This is a genomic window from Intrasporangium calvum (genome assembly GCF_028446585.1).
Taxonomy (GTDB): Bacteria; Actinomycetota; Actinomycetes; order Actinomycetales; family Dermatophilaceae; genus Intrasporangium; species Intrasporangium calvum_A.
Genome location: NZ_JAPFQL010000044.1, coordinates 1 through 19,398, shown reverse-complemented (window position 1 = coordinate 19,398; position 19,398 = coordinate 1). Strand labels below are relative to the sequence as shown.

Annotated in this window: 17 protein-coding genes; 13 read left to right on the top strand and 4 right to left on the bottom strand. The window is 72.1% G+C overall.

Annotated features, from left to right (window positions below):
* Window positions 1–73 precede the first annotated feature (73 nt).
* The 6 genes from OO014_RS11275 to OO014_RS11250 are packed head-to-tail and all read left to right on the top strand — an operon-like array spanning window position 74 to window position 5,383.
* A complete protein-coding gene (locus OO014_RS11275; RefSeq protein WP_272462415.1) occupies window positions 74–1,189 on the top strand; it encodes an AAA family ATPase in 1,116 nt (371 codons plus the stop codon).
* Window positions 1,190–1,206: 17 nt separating this feature from the next.
* The gene (locus tag OO014_RS11270; protein WP_272462414.1) at window positions 1,207–2,094 is read left to right on the top strand and encodes a DUF58 domain-containing protein; all 888 of its coding nucleotides are present in this window, start codon (window positions 1,207–1,209) and stop codon (window positions 2,092–2,094) included.
* Complete coding sequence (locus tag OO014_RS11265; RefSeq protein ID WP_272462413.1) at window positions 2,081–2,566, top strand: hypothetical protein; 486 nt, start codon at window positions 2,081–2,083, stop codon at window positions 2,564–2,566. The genes OO014_RS11270 and OO014_RS11265 overlap by 14 nt, the downstream gene beginning before the upstream one ends.
* Entirely contained in the window at window positions 2,557–3,546 is a 990-nt protein-coding gene (locus OO014_RS11260; protein ID WP_272462412.1) for a vWA domain-containing protein, read from the top strand. Before OO014_RS11265 ends, OO014_RS11260 begins: the two co-directional genes overlap by 10 nt.
* The gene (locus OO014_RS11255) at window positions 3,543–4,553 is read left to right on the top strand and encodes a vWA domain-containing protein (RefSeq protein WP_272462411.1); all 1,011 of its coding nucleotides are present in this window, start codon (window positions 3,543–3,545) and stop codon (window positions 4,551–4,553) included. Before OO014_RS11260 ends, OO014_RS11255 begins: the two co-directional genes overlap by 4 nt.
* The gene (locus OO014_RS11250) at window positions 4,550–5,383 is read left to right on the top strand and encodes a tetratricopeptide repeat protein (protein ID WP_272462410.1); all 834 of its coding nucleotides are present in this window, start codon (window positions 4,550–4,552) and stop codon (window positions 5,381–5,383) included. The genes OO014_RS11255 and OO014_RS11250 overlap by 4 nt, the downstream gene beginning before the upstream one ends.
* Before the next feature lie 192 nt (window positions 5,384–5,575).
* Here OO014_RS11250 and OO014_RS11245 read toward each other — a convergent pair whose 3' ends face one another.
* From OO014_RS11245 to OO014_RS11235, 3 genes are read right to left on the bottom strand one after another with little or no spacing between them, the layout of a single operon-like run.
* Entirely contained in the window at window positions 5,576–6,682 is a 1,107-nt protein-coding gene (locus tag OO014_RS11245) for a sucrase ferredoxin (RefSeq protein WP_272462409.1), read from the bottom strand.
* The gene (locus OO014_RS11240; RefSeq protein WP_272462408.1) at window positions 6,679–9,129 is read right to left on the bottom strand and encodes a DNA gyrase/topoisomerase IV subunit A; all 2,451 of its coding nucleotides are present in this window, start codon (window positions 9,127–9,129) and stop codon (window positions 6,679–6,681) included. The genes OO014_RS11245 and OO014_RS11240 overlap by 4 nt, the downstream gene beginning before the upstream one ends.
* A gap of 55 nt (window positions 9,130–9,184) precedes the next feature.
* Window positions 9,185–9,805 (bottom strand): nitroreductase family protein, encoded by a 621-nt coding sequence (locus tag OO014_RS11235; protein ID WP_272462407.1) that lies wholly within the window; start codon window positions 9,803–9,805, stop codon window positions 9,185–9,187.
* Between the two features lie 84 nt (window positions 9,806–9,889).
* Between OO014_RS11235 and OO014_RS11230 the strand changes: the two genes are divergently transcribed.
* From OO014_RS11230 to OO014_RS11215, 4 genes are all read left to right on the top strand, one after another.
* The gene (locus tag OO014_RS11230; protein WP_272462406.1) at window positions 9,890–12,616 is read left to right on the top strand and encodes a bifunctional GNAT family N-acetyltransferase/acetate--CoA ligase family protein; all 2,727 of its coding nucleotides are present in this window, start codon (window positions 9,890–9,892) and stop codon (window positions 12,614–12,616) included.
* Between the two features lie 65 nt (window positions 12,617–12,681).
* The gene (locus tag OO014_RS11225; protein ID WP_272462405.1) at window positions 12,682–13,281 is read left to right on the top strand and encodes a DUF5998 family protein; all 600 of its coding nucleotides are present in this window, start codon (window positions 12,682–12,684) and stop codon (window positions 13,279–13,281) included.
* Between the two features lie 124 nt (window positions 13,282–13,405).
* Window positions 13,406–14,530 (top strand): alkaline phosphatase family protein, encoded by a 1,125-nt coding sequence (locus tag OO014_RS11220; RefSeq protein ID WP_272462404.1) that lies wholly within the window; start codon window positions 13,406–13,408, stop codon window positions 14,528–14,530.
* A complete protein-coding gene (locus OO014_RS11215; protein ID WP_272462403.1) occupies window positions 14,523–15,215 on the top strand; it encodes a thymidine kinase in 693 nt (230 codons plus the stop codon). Before OO014_RS11220 ends, OO014_RS11215 begins: the two co-directional genes overlap by 8 nt.
* Window positions 15,216–15,244: 29 nt before the next feature.
* Here the strand turns inward: OO014_RS11215 and sepH are convergent, their stop codons facing one another.
* Window positions 15,245–16,699: a septation protein SepH gene (sepH, locus tag OO014_RS11210; RefSeq protein ID WP_272462402.1), complete on the bottom strand. Its 1,455-nt coding sequence runs from the start codon at window positions 16,697–16,699 to the stop codon at window positions 15,245–15,247.
* 119 nt (window positions 16,700–16,818) lie between these two features.
* Here sepH and OO014_RS11205 point away from each other — a divergent pair, with 119 nt between their 5' ends.
* From OO014_RS11205 to OO014_RS11195, 3 genes are all read left to right on the top strand, one after another.
* Window positions 16,819–17,466: a trimeric intracellular cation channel family protein gene (locus OO014_RS11205; protein WP_272462401.1), complete on the top strand. Its 648-nt coding sequence runs from the start codon at window positions 16,819–16,821 to the stop codon at window positions 17,464–17,466.
* A gap of 6 nt (window positions 17,467–17,472) precedes the next feature.
* Complete coding sequence (locus OO014_RS11200) at window positions 17,473–18,552, top strand: ferrochelatase (RefSeq protein ID WP_272462400.1); 1,080 nt, start codon at window positions 17,473–17,475, stop codon at window positions 18,550–18,552.
* Between the two features lie 3 nt (window positions 18,553–18,555).
* On the top strand, window positions 18,556–19,398 hold an 843-nt coding region (locus OO014_RS11195; protein WP_272462399.1), incomplete at its 3' end, for an inositol monophosphatase family protein.

Below are 19,398 nucleotides of genomic sequence, written 5' to 3'. Positions count from 1 at the left end.
GCGGCCGGACACGGCGACCGCTCCGATCTCGCCCGCACCGAGAAGGGGGTCGTTGGTGGAGGATCGAGAGACGGTGGCACACCGCACGATGGTTGCGCCGGAAGTCCTCGTCGCCTCGCGGCCGGGTTCGCTGCCCCGGCCGACGCTGCTGACACCGGACGGTGCCGACCACGGCCCGTTCGACACCTCTGCTGCCGCGGGACCCGCCCGCTACCTCGACCCGGCGGAGCTGGAGTGGGCGGGCGCGGCCATCCGTGACATCGCGGGCGCCTTTGCCAGCAGGGTCGTCGGCCAGAGCAGACTGCAGGAGACCTTGCTCGTGGCGTTGCTGACGGGAGGGCACGTCCTTCTCGAGAGCGTGCCGGGGCTGGCGAAGACGACCGCCGCGCAGACCATCGCCCGCGCAGTTGATGGCACCTTCCACCGCATCCAGTGCACCCCGGACCTGCTGCCCAGCGACATCGTCGGCACTCAGGTCTACAACCAGCAGACGGGGGCGTTCCGGACCCAGCTGGGTCCGGTCCATGCCAACTTCGTGCTGCTCGACGAGATCAACCGCAGCAGCGCGAAGACGCAGTCGGCCATGCTCGAGGCGATGCAGGAGCGGCAGACGTCGATCGGCGAACGCAGCTACCCGCTGCCCGACCCCTTCCTCGTGCTGGCCACGCAGAACCCGATCGAGCAGGAGGGCACCTACCCGTTGCCCGAGGCGCAGATGGACCGGTTCATGCTCAAGGACGTCCTCGACTACCCGTCGCCGGCGGAGGAGGCGGAGGTGCTGCGCCGGATCGACGCAGGCGTCTTCACCCACACGTCGGAGCCCGTGACGACCCTCGCCGACGTCAAGCGCCTCCAGGCACTCGTCGGCCGCGTCTACATCGACCCGGCCATCGTGAACTACATCGTCGGCATCGGCTACGTGACGCGTCACGCGGGGGACTACATCACCCCTGAACTCGCGTCCTACGTCCAGTTCGGGGCAAGCCCCCGGGCGAGCATCGCCTTCACCCGTGCCGCCCGCGCCCGCGCCCTCATCGACGGGCGCAACCACGTCGTGCCCGACGACGTCAAGGCGCTGGCCCACCGGGTCCTGCGCCACCGGCTGATCCTCGGCTTCGAGGCGGTGGCCGACGACGTCCCCGTCGAGCGCGTGATCGATGCCATGCTCGGCGGGATCCGCACCCCCTGAGCGGGGCCGCACACGTCATGACGACGCCGCTGTTGACGCGGGTGAAGAGCACCCTCTTCGTCCATTCGCGCCGCCGCTCACGGACGTTGATCGAGGGGGAGTTCGCCTCGGTGTTCCACGGCCGGAGCCTCGACTTCGACGACCTGCGCGACTACGTCCCCGGGGACGAGGTCCGGGACATCGACTGGAAGGCCACCGCTCGCCACAGTGCCCCGCTCGTGCGCCGCTACGTGGCCGCACGGAAGCAGAACCTGATGCTGGTCGTGGACACCGGGCGCGGGATGGCGGCCCTGGCCAAGGGCGGCGAGCCCAAGAAGGAGGTGGCGATCGCCGCAGCGGGACTCATCGGGTATCTCGCCTACCGACACGGGGATCTCGTCGGCCTGGTCCGGGGCGATTCGAGTGGCGCCGTCGCCCACGAGCTGAGGGGGAGTGAAGCCCACCTCGAGCGACTGCTCCGCGCCATCCACGACGCCACCCGCCTCGACGCATCCCGCAGCGAGCTGGCTGCGCTGCTCGGGTGGGTCGCGCGCAACGTCCGTCGGCGGATGCTTCTGCTCGTCGTGGCCGACGACCTCGAGCTCGACGACCAGCTCGCCGGGCTGCTCCGGCGCCTCCAGGTGCAGCACGAGGTCCTGTGGCTCACCGTGGAGGACGCCGATCCGACCGTTCTGAGCACGACCAGGGCCGCTGTCGACGTGTCCGACCACCACGTGCTGCCCACCTCGGTCCGCACCGACCCGCGCGTCCGGGCCGCCTACGCAGAGGCCGCGGCGGCGCGGGCCCGAGCGACGGCCGCCGCGCTCGACGACGTGCGGATCAGCCACGGTCGCGTCGGGGCCACGAGTGACGTGCTCACCGCGGTGTTCGGACTGCTGGAGAGGCAACGGCGTGCGGTCCGCTGAACCTGCGCCCTCGGGCTTCTACGCACCCGAGCCGTACTCCGCGCAGTGGTCCTGGATCGGTCTGGCCCTCTTGATCGTCGTGGCGGCCTGGTACGGCTGGATCTGGTGGTGTTCGACGCGACCTCCCGGCGTCGGCATCCCGCCGCGCATCACCCCCGACCGGCTCACCCGGATCAGGGCTGACTACATCCAGCAGATCGACCTCGTCGTCGCCCAGACCCGTTCAGGTCAGCTCAGCCAGCGTCGAGCCCACCAGCAGGTGAGCGTGCTCGTGCGCCACTTCGTGCAGGAGGTCTCGGGGATCCGCGCTCCGACGATGACCCTCACCGACCTCAACTCGTCGGGGGACCGGCTCGGCACGGTCTCGCACGTCGTGGGGATCCTCTATCCCGGGGAGTTCGACCCGAAGGACACCGCGACCGTGGCCGGCGCAGCAACGGTGGCCAAGGAGGTGGTGGCCCGGTGGAGCTGAGATACCCGGGACTCCTCCTCGTCGTCGGTGGTGTCGTCCTCGCGCTGCTGACCCTGTTGGCTCTGTCCGCCGTGCGCCGTCGCCGGCCCCGACGCGCGGGCCCGGCCGACGCGGCGGTCGCCAACTCAGGGCTCCTGACTGCACTCCCGGAGTACCGACGGGCCCTGCGTCACCATCGGGTGCGGCTGCTCCTGTTCTCGCTCAGCGCGGTTCTTCTCGGCGGTGGGGCCCTGGTGGGGGCAGCCCGTCCGGTCGCCGTCGACATCGAGCGGCCCTCGACCCGCAACCGGGACATCGTCCTGTGCCTGGACGTCTCCGGCTCCATGGCTCCCTACGATGCCGAGCTGGTGCGCACCTTCAGCCGGCTGGCAACACAGTTCGAGGGTGAGCGGATCGGACTGCTGATCTTCAACTCCTCGGCCGTCACGGTCTTCCCACTCACCGACGACTACGAATTCATCCGCGACGAGCTGCACATTGCCCTGCGGTCTCTGTCCGGCGACCGCGAGTTCGAGTACTTCTTCGCCGGCACGTTCAACGGCGCGGGCACGTCACTCATCGGCGACGGGCTCGCCAGCTGCGTGTCAGCCTTCGACCGAGTCGACACGAGCCGGGCCCGGTCGGTGGTCTTCGCGACCGACAACCACGTCGCGGGCGAGCCGATCATGGATCTCGAGGAGGCGACCGAGATGGCCGTCGCTCGGCGCGTTCGGGTCTACGGCCTGAACCCCGAGGAGTGGGGCCAGGACGAGCAGTCGATCACGATGCGGGACCTGGTCTGCTCGACAGCCGGTGACTACTACGTGATGAGTGATCCGGCTGCGGTGGACGGCATCGTCGCGGCGGTCACGGCACAGGAGGCGACCACCATCGAGAGCGCTCCGCGACGGCTCGTGGGTGACAGCCCGGCGCTGGCGATTGCCTTCGCCGGCCTCGGCCTCGCCGGTCTCATCACGGCGGGCAGACGGTGGCGACCGTGAGTCTCCTGCCCGTCGCCCCCACCTGGGTGCTCGTCCTGCTCTGCGCGACGGCACTGGCAGCCATCTGGTGGACCGGGGGTCCCGACGGCGCGCCGGCCGAGACACGGGGTCGGCGCTGGCGGCTGACGGCGGCCGTGGTGCTGCTCGGAGGGGCAGCGGTGCGCCCTGGCCTCCCCGGTGGTGACACGGAGGCCGTGGCGGCGAACCTCAACGTCTACTTCGTCGTGGACACGACCAGCAGCATTCTCGCCGAGGACTGGGGCGGCACCCACCCCCGACTGAAGGGAGTGAGCGACGACATCATGGCCCTGGCCGACGAGCTGGCCGGCGCCCGCTACTCGGTCATCACGTTCGACCAGACGGCGCGCGTCCGGCTCCCGCTGACCACCGACACGACCGCTCTGGGGGCGGCGGTGACGACCCTCCCGGCGGAACCGCCTGCGTACTCGTCCGGCTCCTCGGTGACCGTGGCCGACGACCGGCTGAAGTCGGTGCTCGAGCAGTCCGTCCAGCGGCACCCGGAGCGGGCCCGGATCGTGTTCTACCTGGGCGACGGTGAGCACACGGCTGCCGGGGAGCCGCCACCCTTCACGATCCCCGCCGGGCTCGTGCAGGGCGGGGCAGTGCTCGGCTACGGCACGACCGAGGGGGGCAGGATGAAGACGAGCGGAGGGCGGCAGGACGAGCCTCCGGCCTACATTGCCGACCCGGGGACCGGCGCGGACGCCCGGTCGAGGGTGGACGAGGACCGACTCCGCCAGCTCGCGTCCCAGCTGGGCCTGCCGTACGTGCACCGGCAGGCGGGTGAGCCGGTGACCCCCGCCACGGAGGACATCGACCTCGTGCGCTATGGCTCCACGGAGCATCTCGAGCGTGAGCGGGTCGCCGCCCGTCAAGAGCTCTACTGGCCCCTCCTGTTGGCTCTGGCGGGAGTCGGCTGCTGGGAGCTGGGGGCCGCCCTCCTCGCTCTCGCAGGAAGTCGGCCGCGGCGGGAGGCCGGCGCATGAGCGCGCAGGTGCCCGCCACGCCGGCCAGTCCCGGAGCGCCGATGGCCGCCGGATGGGGTGGGGGAGGCCCTGACGAGGACCGGTCGTACCGTCGGGAGCGGCGCCGCCGGTTGCTGCGGATCTCCGCCCCGGTCACCGGGCTGCTCGTGCTCATCGCCCTGCGTCTACTGACGCTCAACGCCGTCCACGCGGAGACGCGCGCTGGTTACGACGCAGGCGACCGTGTGCAGACGCTCACCTGGGCCGAGCGTCAGGGCTGGCTCAACGTGGTCGAGCGGTTTCGGGCCGCCTTCGCCGTGGGGGACGCATACGTGCTGAGCGGACACTTCGCCCTGGCCCGGCCGTGGTTCGAGGAGGCCATGCTGCTGGTGCCGAAGGGCGGCCTGGACGAGTGCAAGGTCCGCGTCAACCTCGGCCTGACCTACGAGGCGCTCGGCGACGAGGCCGCGGCAACAGGTCGATCCGAGCGGGCCCGGCAGTTCTACGACAAGGCTCGGGCCACGACCCAGGCTCGACCGCCGTTCTGCGATGCACCCGAGGGCGAGGGGACTGGGCAGCAGCTCCGGGATACGGAGGCACGGGTCGAGGCGAAGACCCGGCCCGATGCTGCGAGCGAGCCGCAGCCCGGCGAGACCAGCCCGCCGACGACCCCCCAGCCGACCCCGACGCCGACGCCGAGCGGCGGTGCGACGCAGGGGCCCAGTGCGGAGCAGGAGGAGATGTTGCGCGACCAGCAGCGCCAGAACACGATCGAGCGATACCGCTGGCGGGGCAGGGACGAGGAGGTCGTTCCGGACGGCGGCATCGGCCGCTACCCGCGGCCCTGGTGAGCCGCTGGACCGCTGAGCTTCGGGACCGCTGAGCTTCTGGACCGCGGCGCGCGTCGGCGTCGGCGCGGAGCTGACCGCGACCGAGTGACCCGATGTGCAGCTCTCGACGTGCTTCGGACTCACGCCGGCAGAGCCAGCCGCCCACGCTCCGTGCCGTATGCCGCTGAGCCGGCCCAGCGGCATACGGCGGGGTCAGTCCGGGGCGGGCAGGTCGGGACCGTCGACGATGTCGGCGGAGTACTCGAAGACGTCGACCGCGGCCTTGCCGCAGGACTCGGGACGCGGCTCAGCCATGGCGTGACGGCCGACCTGGACGCGCCAGCGGCGACCGTCCGCATGCTCGACCACCACCAGCGAGTCGTCGGCGTCGTCGTCGGCCTGCGCCCACAACGCGCCGAGGAGAGTCTCGCCGGCCAGGGCCCGGACGTGGGACTCGGCACACTGGACTGGTGCGGGCAGTGGCGAGCGGCCGCGGTCATGGACGCCGCCCAGCAGCTCACGTGGGACGTGGCCCGTGGTGCTGGCCTGCAGCACCCAGCCGGCCGACTCCTCGTCGAGGCGTGCGAAGCCCTGTCCCCACGGCAGCAGCACCGCTGTCGGTGCGAACCGGTGGCCACCGGTGTGCGACACCTCCCACACGCGCTCTGACGCGTCGCTCGACGCGGCGGCTGCGGCAGCCGCCAAGGGCCGACCCCGAACGGCACAGCACACGTCCCGCCGGCCGTTGGTGCAGATGAGCAGGTGCGGTGGCGCGTCCGTGGCTCCGGGCAGCGAGGCCCGCACGAGGACCTGGCGCCCCTTGGCGAGCGCGACCCAGTCGACCGAGAGGAGGTCGCCGGGGCGGTCCACCTCGGCGGCGAGGAGCCAGGCCTCGTCGGGCCGGGCGCCGGCGTGGGCGACGAGCACGCGGTGCGGCCCGTCGCGGTCCGGGTGCCCGCCGGGTCGGCGCATGAGCATGAAGCGGCCACCGGCCCGGGAGCAGCGTCCGTCGAGCTCGGCACCGAGCTCCGCCCCGAGATGCGACTCGAGAGCGGCGACCCGACCCCACGGGCCCGGTTGCTCGAGCACGACGAAGAACGACGCCCGCGCGGACGTGCCGAAGGCGCTCGTCCCGTCCAGGTCCCACAGGACTGAGCAGGCGTCGGCGGCCGGGCTGCCGTGACCCGCCGTGGCGGGATGCCGACCGACCTCGGTCAGTGGCTGGGTGTCCGGCTCGGTGTCCGGCTCGGTGTCCGGCTCGGTGTCCGGCTCGGTGTCCGGCTTGGGCTCGCGCGGCGGACTCGGCTTCGAGCGTGTCATGGCGCAGCCGGGGCGACGACGGCCGCGATCACCGAGTTGGTCGGCGTGCCCGAGCCGTCGCGGCGCCCGGTCGCCGGGGGCAGGTCGATGGCGACACCGTTCGCGGCCGCGGCCCGGACCGGCGTGTTGCCGGCGAACGCGACGACCAGCGTGTCCTCGCCCTTGAGGAAGCGGTGACACCGCACGCCTCCGGTCGCGCGGCCCTTCGCGGGGTACTCGGAGTACGGCGTGACCTTCAGGGAACCGCCCTCCGTGCCGGGCAGGGCCCCAGACGACCCGGCCGAGGTCACGACGAGCCCCTCCCGGGCGGGGTCCGCCACCCCGAAGAAGACGGCACGGGCCCCCGGGGTGAGCTTGACCCCCGCCATCCCGCTGGCTGAGCGGCCCTGGGGGCGAACCGCCTTCGCGGGGAACCGCAGCAGCTGCGCATCATTGGTGATGAAGACCAGGTCGAGGTCGTCCCGGTCCGCGACGCCGGCGCCCACCACGACGTCACCGTCCCTGAGCGTGACGAGGCTCCATTCGTTGCCCTTGGGGGTGTCCGGGGTGACGCGCTTGACGACGCCCGAGGCCGTGCCGAGCGCCACGACCGGAGCGTCTGCGCCGATCGGCACGATCGTGAGCGGCTCCTCGCCCTTGGCCAGGTCGACGTACGCCGCGAGCGGAGCGCCACCGCCGAGGCTCGGGGCGCCGTTGGTCGGGGGCAGGGTGGGCAGCTCGAGCGCCGAGAGGCGGACCATCCGGCCCGCCGTGGTGACGAGGCCGAACTCGCCCCGGGCGGTGGTGCGCACCGCGCCCACCAGCGCGTCGTGCCGCGATCGCGCGCCGTCGGCCGTGACCGGCTCGGCGCTCGCGGTGCGGGCCAGCAGGCCGGTGGAGGACAGCAGCACCCAGCACGGGTCGTCGGCGATCTCGAGGGGCGTTGCGGCGGTCTGCTTGGCCTGGCCGGAGCTCTCGAGCAGCACGGTGCGGCGGGGCGTGCCGTGCTTCTTCGCGACGTCGGCGAGCTCGGTGGAGACGAGCTTCATCAGGAGCTTGTCGTTGTCGAGCAGGGCGCGCAGCTCCTCGATCTGCCGCTCGAGCTCGGACTTCTCGGCCTCGAGCTCGATCCGGGAGAACTTCGTCAGGCGGCGCAGCTGCAGGTCGAGGATGTAGGTGGCCTGTGGGTCGGACAGGTCGAAGACGTCCATGAGGCGCGTCTTTGCGGTGGCCGCGTCGTCGCTGGAGCGGATGACCTGGATGACCTCGTCGATGTCGAGGATCGCGATGAGCAGGCCCTCGACGAGGTGGAGGCGCTCCTCCCGCTTGGCGAGGCGGTGCTCGGACCGGCGCCGGACCACGTCGGTGCGGAAGTCGACGTAGACCTGGAGCAGCTCCTTGAGCCCCATCGTGCGCGGTTGGCCCTCGACGAGGGCGACGTTGTTGATGCCGAAGTTCTCCTCCATGGGCGTGAGCCGGTAGAGCTGCTCGAGCACCGCGTCGGGGTTGAAGCCGTTCTTGACCTCGATGATCAGCCGCAGGCCGTTGGCGCGGTCGGACAGGTCCTTGAGGTCGCTGATCCCCTGCAGCTTCTTGCCCTGGACGAGGTCGCGGATCTTCTCGATGACCTTCTCGGGACCGACGAGATAGGGCAGCTCGGTGACGACGATGCCCTTGCGGCGGGGGGTGATGTTCTCGATCCGCGCTGTGGCGCGCGTGCGGAAGCTGCCGCGGCCGGTGAGGTAGGCGTCGCGGATGCCCTCGAGGCCGACGATCCGGCCACCGCCGGGCAGGTCGGGGCCGGGCACGAACTTCATCAGCTCGTCGAGCGAGCACGACGGGTTGGCGATCAGGTGCCGGGCCGCGCCGATGACCTCGACGAGGTTGTGCGGGGCCATGTTGGTGGCCATGCCGACCGCGATGCCCGAGGCTCCGTTGACGAGCAGGTTGGGGAACGCCGCGGGCAGCACCTCCGGCTGGTACTGCGTGTCGTCGTAGTTGGGCACGAAGTCGACGGTGTTCTCGTCGAGGCTCGAGACCATGAGCAGCGCGGACTCGGCGAGGCGGGCCTCGGTGTAGCGCGCGGCGGCCGGGCCGTCGTCGAGCGAGCCGAAGTTGCCGTGCCCGTCGATCAGGGGCAGCCGCAGCGTGAAGGGCTGGGCCATCCGCACGAGCGCGTCGTAGATGGCGGTGTCGCCGTGCGGGTGGTACTTGCCCATGACCTCGCCGACGATGCGCTGGCTCTTGACGTGGCCGCGGTCGGGGCGGACGCCGAGCTCGTTGGCGCCGTAGAGGATGCGCCGCTGGACCGGCTTCAGGCCGTCGCGGGCGTCGGGCAGCGCCCGGGAGTAGATGACGCTGTAGGAGTACTCGAGGAAGGCGTTCTGCATCTCCTCCTCGACGTCGATCCCGACGATCTTCTCCTCGAAGTCCTCAGGGGGAGGCGTGGTGGTGGTGCGTCGGGCCATGCCGAGTCGAGCTCCTTGCTGCGGTGGGCGAACACCCCATCTTCGCGCAGGCGGGTCAGTGGTCCGAGCCTGCCACGCCGAAGCGGCCCCAGTGGGCGACGTCCGCGGCGCTCCGTCGCGGTCGGCGCAGGCTGGGACTCCGCGGTCCTGGAAGCGGGTGGCCGAGCGAGACGACGCCGACGACCCGCCGAGCCGCAGGGATCCCGAAGGCCTCCTTGACGGCCCCGTGGTGGGTGGGCGGGACGCCGAAGAAGAGTCCGCCGAGTCCCTCGTCCACTGCGGTCAGGAGGATGAGGAGGGCGGCCATCCCCGTGTCGATGTCCCAGTAGGGGACGGGCCAGCGCGCCTCGTCCCGGTCGGTCCAGCCCTTGTCGGGGGCGGCGTAGCGGTCCAGGTAGGCCTCCTTGTCGGAGAGACAGACGATGAGCGCGGGCGCCTGCCGTATGCCGCTGAGCCAGCTGTCGCTCGGAGCGCCCGGATCCGTCGTCGTCCTCCAGAACAGGTCGCGCTCCGCCTCCGTCGTGAGGACGAGGAAGTCCCAGCCCTGGCTGAAACCGGCGCTCGGGGCGCGGACGGCGTTGGCGAGGCATCGCTCCACCACGTCTCGTGGCACGGGCTGGTCGGGGTCGTAGCGGCGGACCATGCGCCGGCGGCGCACCACTTCGGAGAACTCCATGGGGCCAGCGTCGCACCCGGCCGACACCGCGCCGGGACCGCCGGGTCGGCGACGCCGCGGCGCGGGTCGTGAAACGATGGGCCCATGGTGGGAGGCAGTGAGATGCCGTCGACGTCCCCGGTGGTCGGCCCGGGCGGCTCTGGTGTGGCCGCGGAGCCGGAGGACTGGCCGAGGCCCCCGATCGAGTGGGAGGCGGACGTCGTCCTGCGGGACGGCAGCGTGTGCCACGTCCGGCCGATCGAGCCGGCCGATGCGGACCGGCTCCGGCAGTTCCACAACCGCCAGTCCGACGAGTCCATCTACTTCCGGTTCTTCGCCCCGCTGCGGGAGCTGAGCGACCGCGACGTCTATCGCTTCACCCATGTCGACTACCACGACCGGGTCGCCCTGGTCGCCATCCTCAACGGCGAGATCATCGGCGTCGGCCGGTTCGACCGGATCGACGCAGCGAGCGCCGAGGTCGCCTTCAACATCTCGGACCACATGCAGGGCAAGGGAATCGGCTCCGTGCTCCTGGAGCACCTCGCCGCCATCGCCCCCGAGGTGGGCATCACGCGCTTCCGCGCAGAGGTCCTGCCGCAGAACCGCAAGATGCTGATGGTCTTCAAGGACGCGGGCTACGAGGTCGCGAGCCACATCGAGGACGGCGTCGTCGGGCTGTCCTTCGACATCCTGCCGACCGAGCAGTCGAAGGCGGTCCAGCTCTCCCGCGAGCACCGCGCCGAGTCGCGGAGCATGCGCACCATGCTCTTTCCGGAGAAGGTCGCCATCATCGGAGCGAGCCGTCGGGAGGAGTCGACCGGCGCCCTCGTGCTGCGCAACCTCATCCGGGCCGGGTTCGCCGGCGAGCTCTACCCGATCCACCGGGAGGCGGAGGAGATCCAGGGCCTGCGCGCCTATCCCACGATCGCCGACGCGCCCGGGCCCGTCGACCTCGCCGTCGTCGTCGTCCCGGCGGCCGACACGGTCGAGGTCGTCGAGGAGTGCGGACGGGCCGGCGTCAAGGCGCTGCTCGTGCTCTCGTCCGGTTTCGCCGAGGCGGGAGAGGAGGGCGCGCGCCTGCAGGAGCGACTCCGGACCAGCGCCCGGGGTGCTGGGATGCGGGTCGTCGGCCCCAACAGCTTCGGCCTCATCAACAACGAGGCGGGAGTGCGCCTCAACGCGACCCTCGCGTCGATCATCCCGGACGAGGGGCGCCTGGGCCTCTTCGCCCAGAGCGGCGCACTCGGGATCGCCGTGCTCGCCTCGGCCGCGCGACGAGGCCTCGGCATCTCGATCTTCGCGTCGGCCGGCAACCGGGTGGACGTGTCCGGCAACGACCTGATGCAGTACTGGATCGACGACCAGGACACGACCACGGTCGGCCTCTATCTCGAGTCGATGGGCAACCCTCGCAAGTTCTCCCGGATCGCCCGACACCTGGCGTCGGTCAAGCCGGTCATCGTCGTCTCGTCCGGCGTATCCCAGTACGCCGTCCCGCCGGGTCACCGGACCCGGACCCCCAATGTGCCGCCGCAGGCCTTCGACGCGCTGCTCCGACAGGCGGGCGTCATCCGCGTGGAGAACGTCCACCAGCTCTTCGACGTCGCCCAGCTGACCCTGCACCAGCCGCTGCCGAGCGGTGAGCGCATTGCGATCGTGGGGAACTCCGACGCGCTCGGCTCGTTGAGCGCCTCGGCCGCAGAGAGCTGGGGGCTGCGGGTCACCCACGGACCCGTGTCCCTCCTGCCCCAGGCCTCTGCAGAGGAGTTCGCCGAGGCGCTCGACGCCGCGTTCTCCGACCCCAAGGTGGACAGCGTCGTCGTCGCGTTCATCCCACCGCTCGTCACCCCCGACGAGCAGGTCTCGCTCGCGGTCCGCAACGTCGTGGCCAGGCATGACAAGCCGTGCGTGGCGACCTTCCTCGGGATGCGGGGTGTCGACGGCGGGCTGCGCTACACGAGCGGCGACGGTCAGGAAAGGTCCGTCCCGTCGTATGCCATGCCGGAGGACGGCATCCGGGCGCTGCGCTCGGTGACCAGCTACGCCCAGTGGCGGGCCCGCGACCGCGGCCAGCCCGTGGCGCCGGTGGGCATCGACCGGGCCCGGGCCACCGAGCTGCTCGACGCGTGGCTGGCTGAGAGTCCCGACGGGCGCCCGCTCACCCGGGACGAGGTCCGGGAGCTGCTCAACACCTACGGGATCCGGCCCTGGCCGGCCATCGAGGTCTCGAGCGTCGACGAGGCCGTCAGCGCAGCCGAGGAGCTGAGCTACCCGGTCATCCTCAAGTCCACGTCGCCGGTCGTCCGGCACCAGCCTGGTCTCGTGGGGGTCCGCGCCGACCTGGGCGACCCCGACGCCGTCCGCGACGCTCACGCCTCGCTCACCGAACGGCTCGGCCCGCTCGGCGCCGACCGGTTCGTCGTCCAGCGGATGGCGGTCCCGGGCGTCTCCTGCGTGCTCAAGGCGACCGAGGATCCGCTCTTCGGCCCCGTCATCAGCTTCTCGGTAGCGGGGCCGCCCACCGAGCTGCTCGGAGACATCGCCCACCGGATCCCGCCGCTCACCGATGTCGACGTGACCGACCTCATCGACGGAGTTCGTGCCGCGCCGCTGCTCGCCGGCCACCGAGGTGCCGCGCCAGTGCACCGGGCGGCGCTCGCCGACCTCGTCGCGCGGTTGTCCGTCCTCAAGGACGACCTGCGAGAGCTCGCGTCGATCGAGCTGAACCCGGTCAACGCGTGGACCGGGGGAGTCGACGTCCTCGGTGCCGAGGTCGTGATCAGTCCGGCCCTGGTGCGCAAGGACCAGGGACGCCGCAGCCTCACCTGAGGACTGTCGGGGGCGGCCGGCCGACCGGCGCGGGGCCGGTCCCCGCGGATGGGAGGATGTCACCCATGCGACGCGCTACCCATGATGCCGAGCGGGCCCTCCCGGAGGACCTGACGGCGGCGATCACCCGAGCCGGTTACTACCCGGCGCTCGTCTGCGACGTGGTCGAGTCGGCCCTCGCGGGGGAGGAGGTCGTCTCCCACCTGGTCCACCAGGAGACCACGTTCGACCACGACACGGTGCGTCGTCACGTCACGGTCCTGGTTGTCACCGCGCGCCGCCTCGTCATCGCGCACGCGGACGACCACGCCGAGCCCGGGGCGCCGCCGACCGCGACGGCGACGACCGAGACGGTGCCGCTGGACGCGGTCCGCGGAGTCATGGTGACCCACGTCGTGACGGCCCCTGAGTCGTTCGTCCAGTCGAGTCCGGCCAGGGACATCACCCTCACGTTGGGTTGGGGTGCCGTCAGTCGCCTCGACCTGCTGCCTGCACAGTGCGGCGACCCGGACTGCACCGCGGACCACGGGTTCGAGGGGACCGTCGCCTCCGACGACATCTCGCTCCGGATCAGCGCCGCAGCAGACGGTGAGGCGGCGGTCGAACAGGCCCTCGGCTTCGCCCGTCACCTGTCTCGCACGATCGGCGGGGCCGTCGGGCCGTGACCGGCGGATGACACACCACGACGGGACGTCCGGCCCAAAGCCCGACGCGAAGCCGGCTCCGGCTGCTCACCCGGGACCGACCTCCACCCCGGCGCTCGACTGGTCGAGGGGGACCCTCGCCTCCGTGCTCCCCTCGGTCGCCGACCGCCTCGGCGTGCGCCGATACTCCGGGGCCGACGTCTTCGACCTGCCGGAGGTCCGGCGGGCAGTCGTCGTCCTCGTCGACGGGCTCGGCCACGACCTGCTGCGTGAGCGAAGCGGTCATGCCCCCTTCCTGCGCCGGCACCTGCCGGACGCGCACCGGGTGCCCTGCGGTTTCCCGACGACCACAGCGACCTCCATGGGCACCTTCGGCACCGGGCTCCCTCCCGGCGCGCACGGCCTCGTCGGCATGCAGGTGCTCGACCCGCAGGTCGACCGGCTCGTCAACGAGCTGTCCTGGGAGGACGGACCCGACCCCCGCCGCTGGCAACCCCACGGGACGGTCTTCGAGGCTGCGGAGAACGCCGGCGTCGAGGTCACCATGGTGGGCCCGCACTACTTCGAGGGCTCTGGCCTGACGACCGCCGCCCTCCGAGGCGCCCGCTTCGCGTCGGCGCGCACGCTCGAGGACCGGGTCGACGCCGCCGTCGCAGCGGTGCGCGCGGCGCCCCGCGCCCTCGTCTACCTCTACTGGGGCGAGGTCGACAAGGTGGGGCACGTCCACGGCAGCCGCTCGTGGCAGTGGGGAGACGAGGTCGAGTCGGTGGACCAGGCGCTCGCTGCGCTCTCGCGCCAGGTGCCGGACGACACACTCATCGTCGTCACCGCCGACCACGGCATGGTCGATGTCCCCCACGAGCACCGGCTGGACCTGGCCCATGAGCCGGACCTCATGGCCGGGGTGCGGCACCTGGGCGGTGAGCCGCGGTGCCTGCAGCTCTACACGCTCGAGGGCGCAGCCCCTGATCTCGTGCAGGTCTGGCAGGAGCGCGTGGGGGACCGGGCCAGGGTCCTGTTGCGCGACCAGCTGGTCGACGAGGGGTGGTTCGGCCCGGTCGAGGGCCGGGTCGCCGGCCGGATCGGTGACGTGGTCGTCACGATGAACGAGTCCTTCGCCGTCGTGCACAGCGGGCTGATGCGCGCCGAGATCGTCCGGCTGCTTGGCCTGCACGGCTCGACGAGCGACGCGGAGCTCGCCGTGCCGGTGATCGTGGTTCCACCGCGGCGTGGTGTCGTGCGGGCGTCTAGGGTGGGCGATCGTGGCTGAGCTCGTCTTCTTCTCCGGCACCATGGATTGCGGCAAGTCCACCCTCGCCCTGCAGATGGACCACAACCACTCGGCCCGAGGGCGGGTCGGCCTCATCTTCACGAAGATGGACCGCGCCGGGAGCAACGTCCTCTCCTCCCGCCTCGGCCTGTCACGGGGCGCCCTGGAGGTGTCGGACGACCTGGACCTGTGGGAGGCGGTCGTCCACTGCGCCACCGCCGGTCGGCGAGTCGACTATCTCGTGTGCGACGAGGCGCAGTTCTACTCGGCGGCCCAGGTCGAGCAGCTGGCGCGGGTCGTCGACGAGATGGACGTCGACGTCTTCGCCTTCGGCATCACCGCGGACTTCCGGACCGAGCTCTTCCCCGGCAGCAAACGACTGCTCGAGCTCGCCGACCGGGTCCAGGTCCTCCAGGTCGAGGCGCTGTGCTGGTGCGGCCGCCGGGCGACGACGAACGCACGTGTGGTCGACGGCGCCATGGTCGTCGAGGGCGAGCAGGTGGTGGTCGGTGACACCAAGTCGGGGCAGAGCGGAGTCGTGGAGTACGAGGTGCTCTGCCGTCGGCACTACATGCGGCGGATGACGGCGCACGCTGCACGGTCGGCGGCGCTGTCTCCCGAGGTCCTTCCCTTCGACCTCGACGTGTGCGCCCTGCCGCCCAGACCGATCACCCAGTCCGAGTAGCGATCTCGGGCCGGGGCCGCCCCGGAGGGTCAGTCGCCCTTGCGCCCGAACATGATGTCGTCCCAGCTCGGCACGCTCGGACGGCCCGACTTGCGGGTCGACGGCCGCGGCTGGGGCGTGGGTGTCCTGGGCCGGTTGCGAGCCGTGCTCACCTCGTCGGCCGGCGGGTCGTCGTCGAGCTCGTCGGACGCGTCGCCCCGGGTCTGCACCGGCGCCGCTGCGGCGACCGGGCGGTTTCGGCCGGGCCGCTCCTCGGTGCCGCTGCCGGCCGACGGCTTCGGCGTGCGAGTCGGGCGTTCCGACTGGGGGAGCGGCTGGGTCTCGGCTGTCCGTCGTGCGGCGCCTCGGCCCGGTCGCTGTGGAGCGTCCCCCCGCGTGCGGTCGGATCGGAGGGTCTCGTCGCCGTCCGGTCCGTCATCGGTGGCGTCCTCGGTGGCGTCCTCGGTGTCGACACCGATGGCCTCGTCGGCGCGAGGGGTGCCCGGACCGCTGGCGGTCTGGCCACCTTCGGGCCCCCGTCGACGGCGTCGGGTCGACGTCCGGGGCCGCCCTGATGATCCGGCGTCCGCTCCGGCGGGCTCGGCCGTCCGAACGGCGCGGGGATCGTCCTCGGGGTGCCCGTGTGCCGCGGGGGGCAACTCGTCCGAGCTGGGCGTGCGGGCCAGGTCCTCGAGGGGAAGCGCGTCCTCTGGCGCCCGATCGATGCCCGGGACGTCGGCGCCGCGGCCCCGACGCTGTCGGCCACGGTGTGCACTGCGCTCGCGCATCGCCTCGACGAGGTCGACCGGCTCGCTGGACCGGGCGCCACGGTGCCGGGGTGAGATGCCGCCTTCGGCCTCGACGTCGTAGACGTGGCCGGCTCCGGCCAGGGCTGCGAGGTGCGGGGCGGGCAGCGGACCGGGTGCCTGGGTGTCCTCGTCCTCGCTCAGCCAGCGAGCCTCGTCGTCGCGGGCCACCACGGTGCGGGAGAGCGGGTCGAAGTCCCAGGCCGCCTCACGCTGTCGGCCGCCGGCGTTGAAGAGGACCACAACCGTCCAGACGCCCTTCTCGGTGCGCCGCGAGTCCCACCGGGTGGCGTCCGGATCGAGTTCCCTCGACCGGAGGCGTTCGGACACGCGGGCCCCGAGCGTCGAGGCCCCGCCGTGCGAGCCGCGGCTGCGGAGCCGGACCTGCCTCGCCAGACCGGCGACGTGCTCGCGCTCGGCGAGGATCGGCACCTCGTAGCGGTGCACCTTCTCGACGGTCCACCCGGCCCGTTCGGCGACTTCCTCGGCGCTGAGTCCGGCGCGGATCAGCGCCTGCACGTCCTTGGGACGCAGCCCGCCCTCGATCTCGAGCTGGAGCTGGCCCAGGCGCGGACGGTCCCGCCGAGCGGCCGCGCGGAGCGAGTCGTCCAACGGCACCCGGAACCGGTTTCCCTCGTCGTCCGCGAGCAGGAGGTGCACTCCGTCCTCATGGACGCCGATGAGCCTGAGGTCCTGCATGCGTGGAGTCTCCCGGTCGGTCGTCAGCCGGAGGTCGTCCGGCCGCCTGCGTGTCGAGCATGCCACTGCGACGCATGTGGCCAAAGCGACCACGCCGCGCGGGTAGCGTTTGCCTTGCCATGTCGACTCCCTCGTTCCACGCCGCCCAGCTCGCCCTCGACCTCGTGGGCGTGTTCGTCTTCGCGCTGTCGGGCGGGCTCGTTGCGGTGAAGAAGGGGTTCGACCTCTTCGGAGTGCTCGTGCTCGCGACTGCGGCCGCACTGGGTGGCGGGATCCTGCGCGACGTGCTGATCGGCGACGTCCCACCCGTCGGGATCAGCGACTGGCGGCTGCTCGCGGCCGCAGCTCTGGGAGGACTCGTCACCTTCGTCTACCACCCTGGCGTGGAACGGATCTCGAGGCTGGTGCGCGCCCTGGACGCGATGGGACTGGCGGCCTTCGCGGTCGCCGGCAGCCTCAAGGCGGTCTCGTTCGGCGTCACCCCCGTGGCCTCGGTGCTCGTCGGAGTGACGACGGCGGTGGGGGGAGGCGTCATCCGCGACCTGCTCGCAGGGCAGGTGCCGGAGGTCCTCCGTCGTGAGCTCTACGCGGTGCCCGCCGCCATCGGCGCCATCGTGGTCGTCGTGGCCGGGGAGCTCGGCCAGCTCAGCGACTGGGTCCTGTGGGCCGCCGTCGCGCTCGTCTTCGGCCTGCGCATCGTCGCGGTCCGGCTCGACCTCAACGCTCCCAAACCGCTCCGGACCACGGGCGACCCGCAACGAAAGTGACCAGTGATGCAGCCATACGACGCCATTCTCCTGCTCAGCTTCGGCGGCCCTGAGGCACCTGACGAGGTGGTCCCGTTCCTCCGCCGGGTGACGGCCGGCCGCGGGATCCCGGACGAGCGTCTCGAGCAGGTCGGGCAGCACTACTTCCTCTTCGGCGGCCGCAGCCCGATCAACGACCAGAACCGCGCCCTGATCGCGGCGCTGCGAGCGGAGCTCGACGCGCGCGGCGACGCCACCCCGGTCATCTGGGGCAACCGCAACAGTGCGCCGTTCCTCGCGGACACCCTGCGGGAGGCCCACGAGGCCGGGATGCGCCGCCTCGTGGCCGTGACGACGAGCGCCTACTCGTCCTACTCGTCGTGCCGCCAGTACCGCGAGGACCTCGCGGCCGCCGTCGACGAGCTGAAGGAGGAGGGTCGCGAGCTGGTCGTGGACAAGATCGCTCCGTACGCGCCGCGCGACGGCTTCCGGCGGGCCAACGAGCATCGCCTCGTCGAGGCGCTCCGGACCCTTGAGGGCACTCCGGACGAGCAGGTGGCCCTGCTCTTCGTCACCCACTCGATCCCGACGGCGATGGACGAGACGTCCGGCCCGGGTGACGGGGAGGGACATCTCTACCAGCGCCAGCACCTCGCGCTCGCCTCCGCCCTCACCGAGGGGGCCAATGCCGCCCTCGGTCGTGATCTCACCGGCGAGCTCGTGTTCTGCTCACGCTCGGGTCCTCCGCAGCAGGCGTGGCTCGAGCCGGACGTCAACGACCGACTCCGGGAGCTGGCCGCCGAGGGACGCACCGCGGTCGTGGCCGCCCCGATCGGCTTCGTGTCCGACCACATGGAGGTCGCCTACGACCTTGACACGGAGGCGGCGGCAACCGCTCGCGACCTCGGCCTGCACTTCGTCCGCGCCGGCACCCCCGGAACCGACCCGCACTTCGTCGCCGACCTCGTGGACTCCGTCGCGGAGCGGGCCGCGCAGGCTCGCGGAGAGCAGACGCCCGACTTCGAGGGACGGATGCCCGCCGTCTGTGCGCCAGGCTGCTGCCCGAACCTCCGGGCTGCCAGGCCGGCCCTCTGCGGCCGGGACTGAGCCGTGGCGGACGAGCAGCAGGTGCAGGTCGAGCTCTCCGAGCACCTGCTGGAGGAGCTCGAACGGCTCTCTGTCGACCTCGCGCTGGCAGCGGGACGGCTCATCCGCGACGAGCGACCCCAGCAGGTCGGTGTCTTCGCCACCAAGACGACCGACACGGACGTCGTCACGGTGATGGACCAGCGCTCGGAGGCGCTGCTCCATGAGCTGATCCGGGCGGCCCGACCCGATGACGGGATCCTGGGGGAGGAGGGCGTCGACATCGCGGGCACGTCCGGGTTGACCTGGGTCATCGACCCCATCGACGGGACGGTCAACTACCTCTACCAGATCCCGGCCTACGCGGTCTCCGTCGCCGTCGTCACCGGTGACGCCCGGAGCCAGGAGGGCTGGCGGCCGGTGGCCGGCGCCATCGCCGACCCCTCGCTCCGAGTGGTCCACCACGCGCGTCGTGCGAGTGGGGCCTGGACGGTGGCCGAGGCCGAGGCCGCCGACGGTGACCTGTCGCACGGTCGCCGGCTCGCGGTCTCCAACGAGGTGGAGCTGGGCCGGTCGCTGCTCGCGACCGGCTTCGGCTACGACCCGCAGGTTCGCGCCCGCCAGGCCGAGGTGCTGCGCCGCGTGCTCCCGCTGGTGCGCGACATCCGCCGGATCGGCAGCGCCGCGCTCGACCTCGTCCGGGTGGCCGACGGCTCCGTCGACGCCTACGCGGAGTCCGGGCTCAACGCGTGGGACCTCGCGGCGGGCTGGCTCATCGTCGAGGAGGCCGGTGGCGTCGTCGTCGGAAGCACCGGCCCCCCGGGCAAGGCCCTCACCGTCGCCGCCGGGCCCGCACTCGTGGAGCCC

What these genes read in the sequence shown, in the direction of transcription:
- OO014_RS11270 (WP_272462414.1), top strand. Translation starts at nt 1,207, where the DNA reads ATGACGACGCCGCTGTTGACGCGGGTGAAGAGCACCCTCTTCGTCCAT.
- OO014_RS11250 (WP_272462410.1), top strand. Translation starts at nt 4,550, where the DNA reads ATGAGCGCGCAGGTGCCCGCCACGCCGGCCAGTCCCGGAGCGCCGATG.
- OO014_RS11245 (WP_272462409.1), bottom strand. Translation starts at nt 6,682, where the DNA reads ATGACACGCTCGAAGCCGAGTCCGCCGCGCGAGCCCAAGCCGGACACC.
- OO014_RS11240 (WP_272462408.1), bottom strand. Translation starts at nt 9,129, where the DNA reads ATGGCCCGACGCACCACCACCACGCCTCCCCCTGAGGACTTCGAGGAG.
- OO014_RS11235 (WP_272462407.1), bottom strand. Translation starts at nt 9,805, where the DNA reads ATGGAGTTCTCCGAAGTGGTGCGCCGCCGGCGCATGGTCCGCCGCTAC.
- OO014_RS11230 (WP_272462406.1), top strand. Translation starts at nt 9,890, where the DNA reads ATGGTGGGAGGCAGTGAGATGCCGTCGACGTCCCCGGTGGTCGGCCCG.
- OO014_RS11225 (WP_272462405.1), top strand. Translation starts at nt 12,682, where the DNA reads ATGCGACGCGCTACCCATGATGCCGAGCGGGCCCTCCCGGAGGACCTG.
- sepH (WP_272462402.1), bottom strand. Translation starts at nt 16,699, where the DNA reads ATGCAGGACCTCAGGCTCATCGGCGTCCATGAGGACGGAGTGCACCTC.
- OO014_RS11205 (WP_272462401.1), top strand. Translation starts at nt 16,819, where the DNA reads ATGTCGACTCCCTCGTTCCACGCCGCCCAGCTCGCCCTCGACCTCGTG.
- OO014_RS11200 (WP_272462400.1), top strand. Translation starts at nt 17,473, where the DNA reads ATGCAGCCATACGACGCCATTCTCCTGCTCAGCTTCGGCGGCCCTGAG.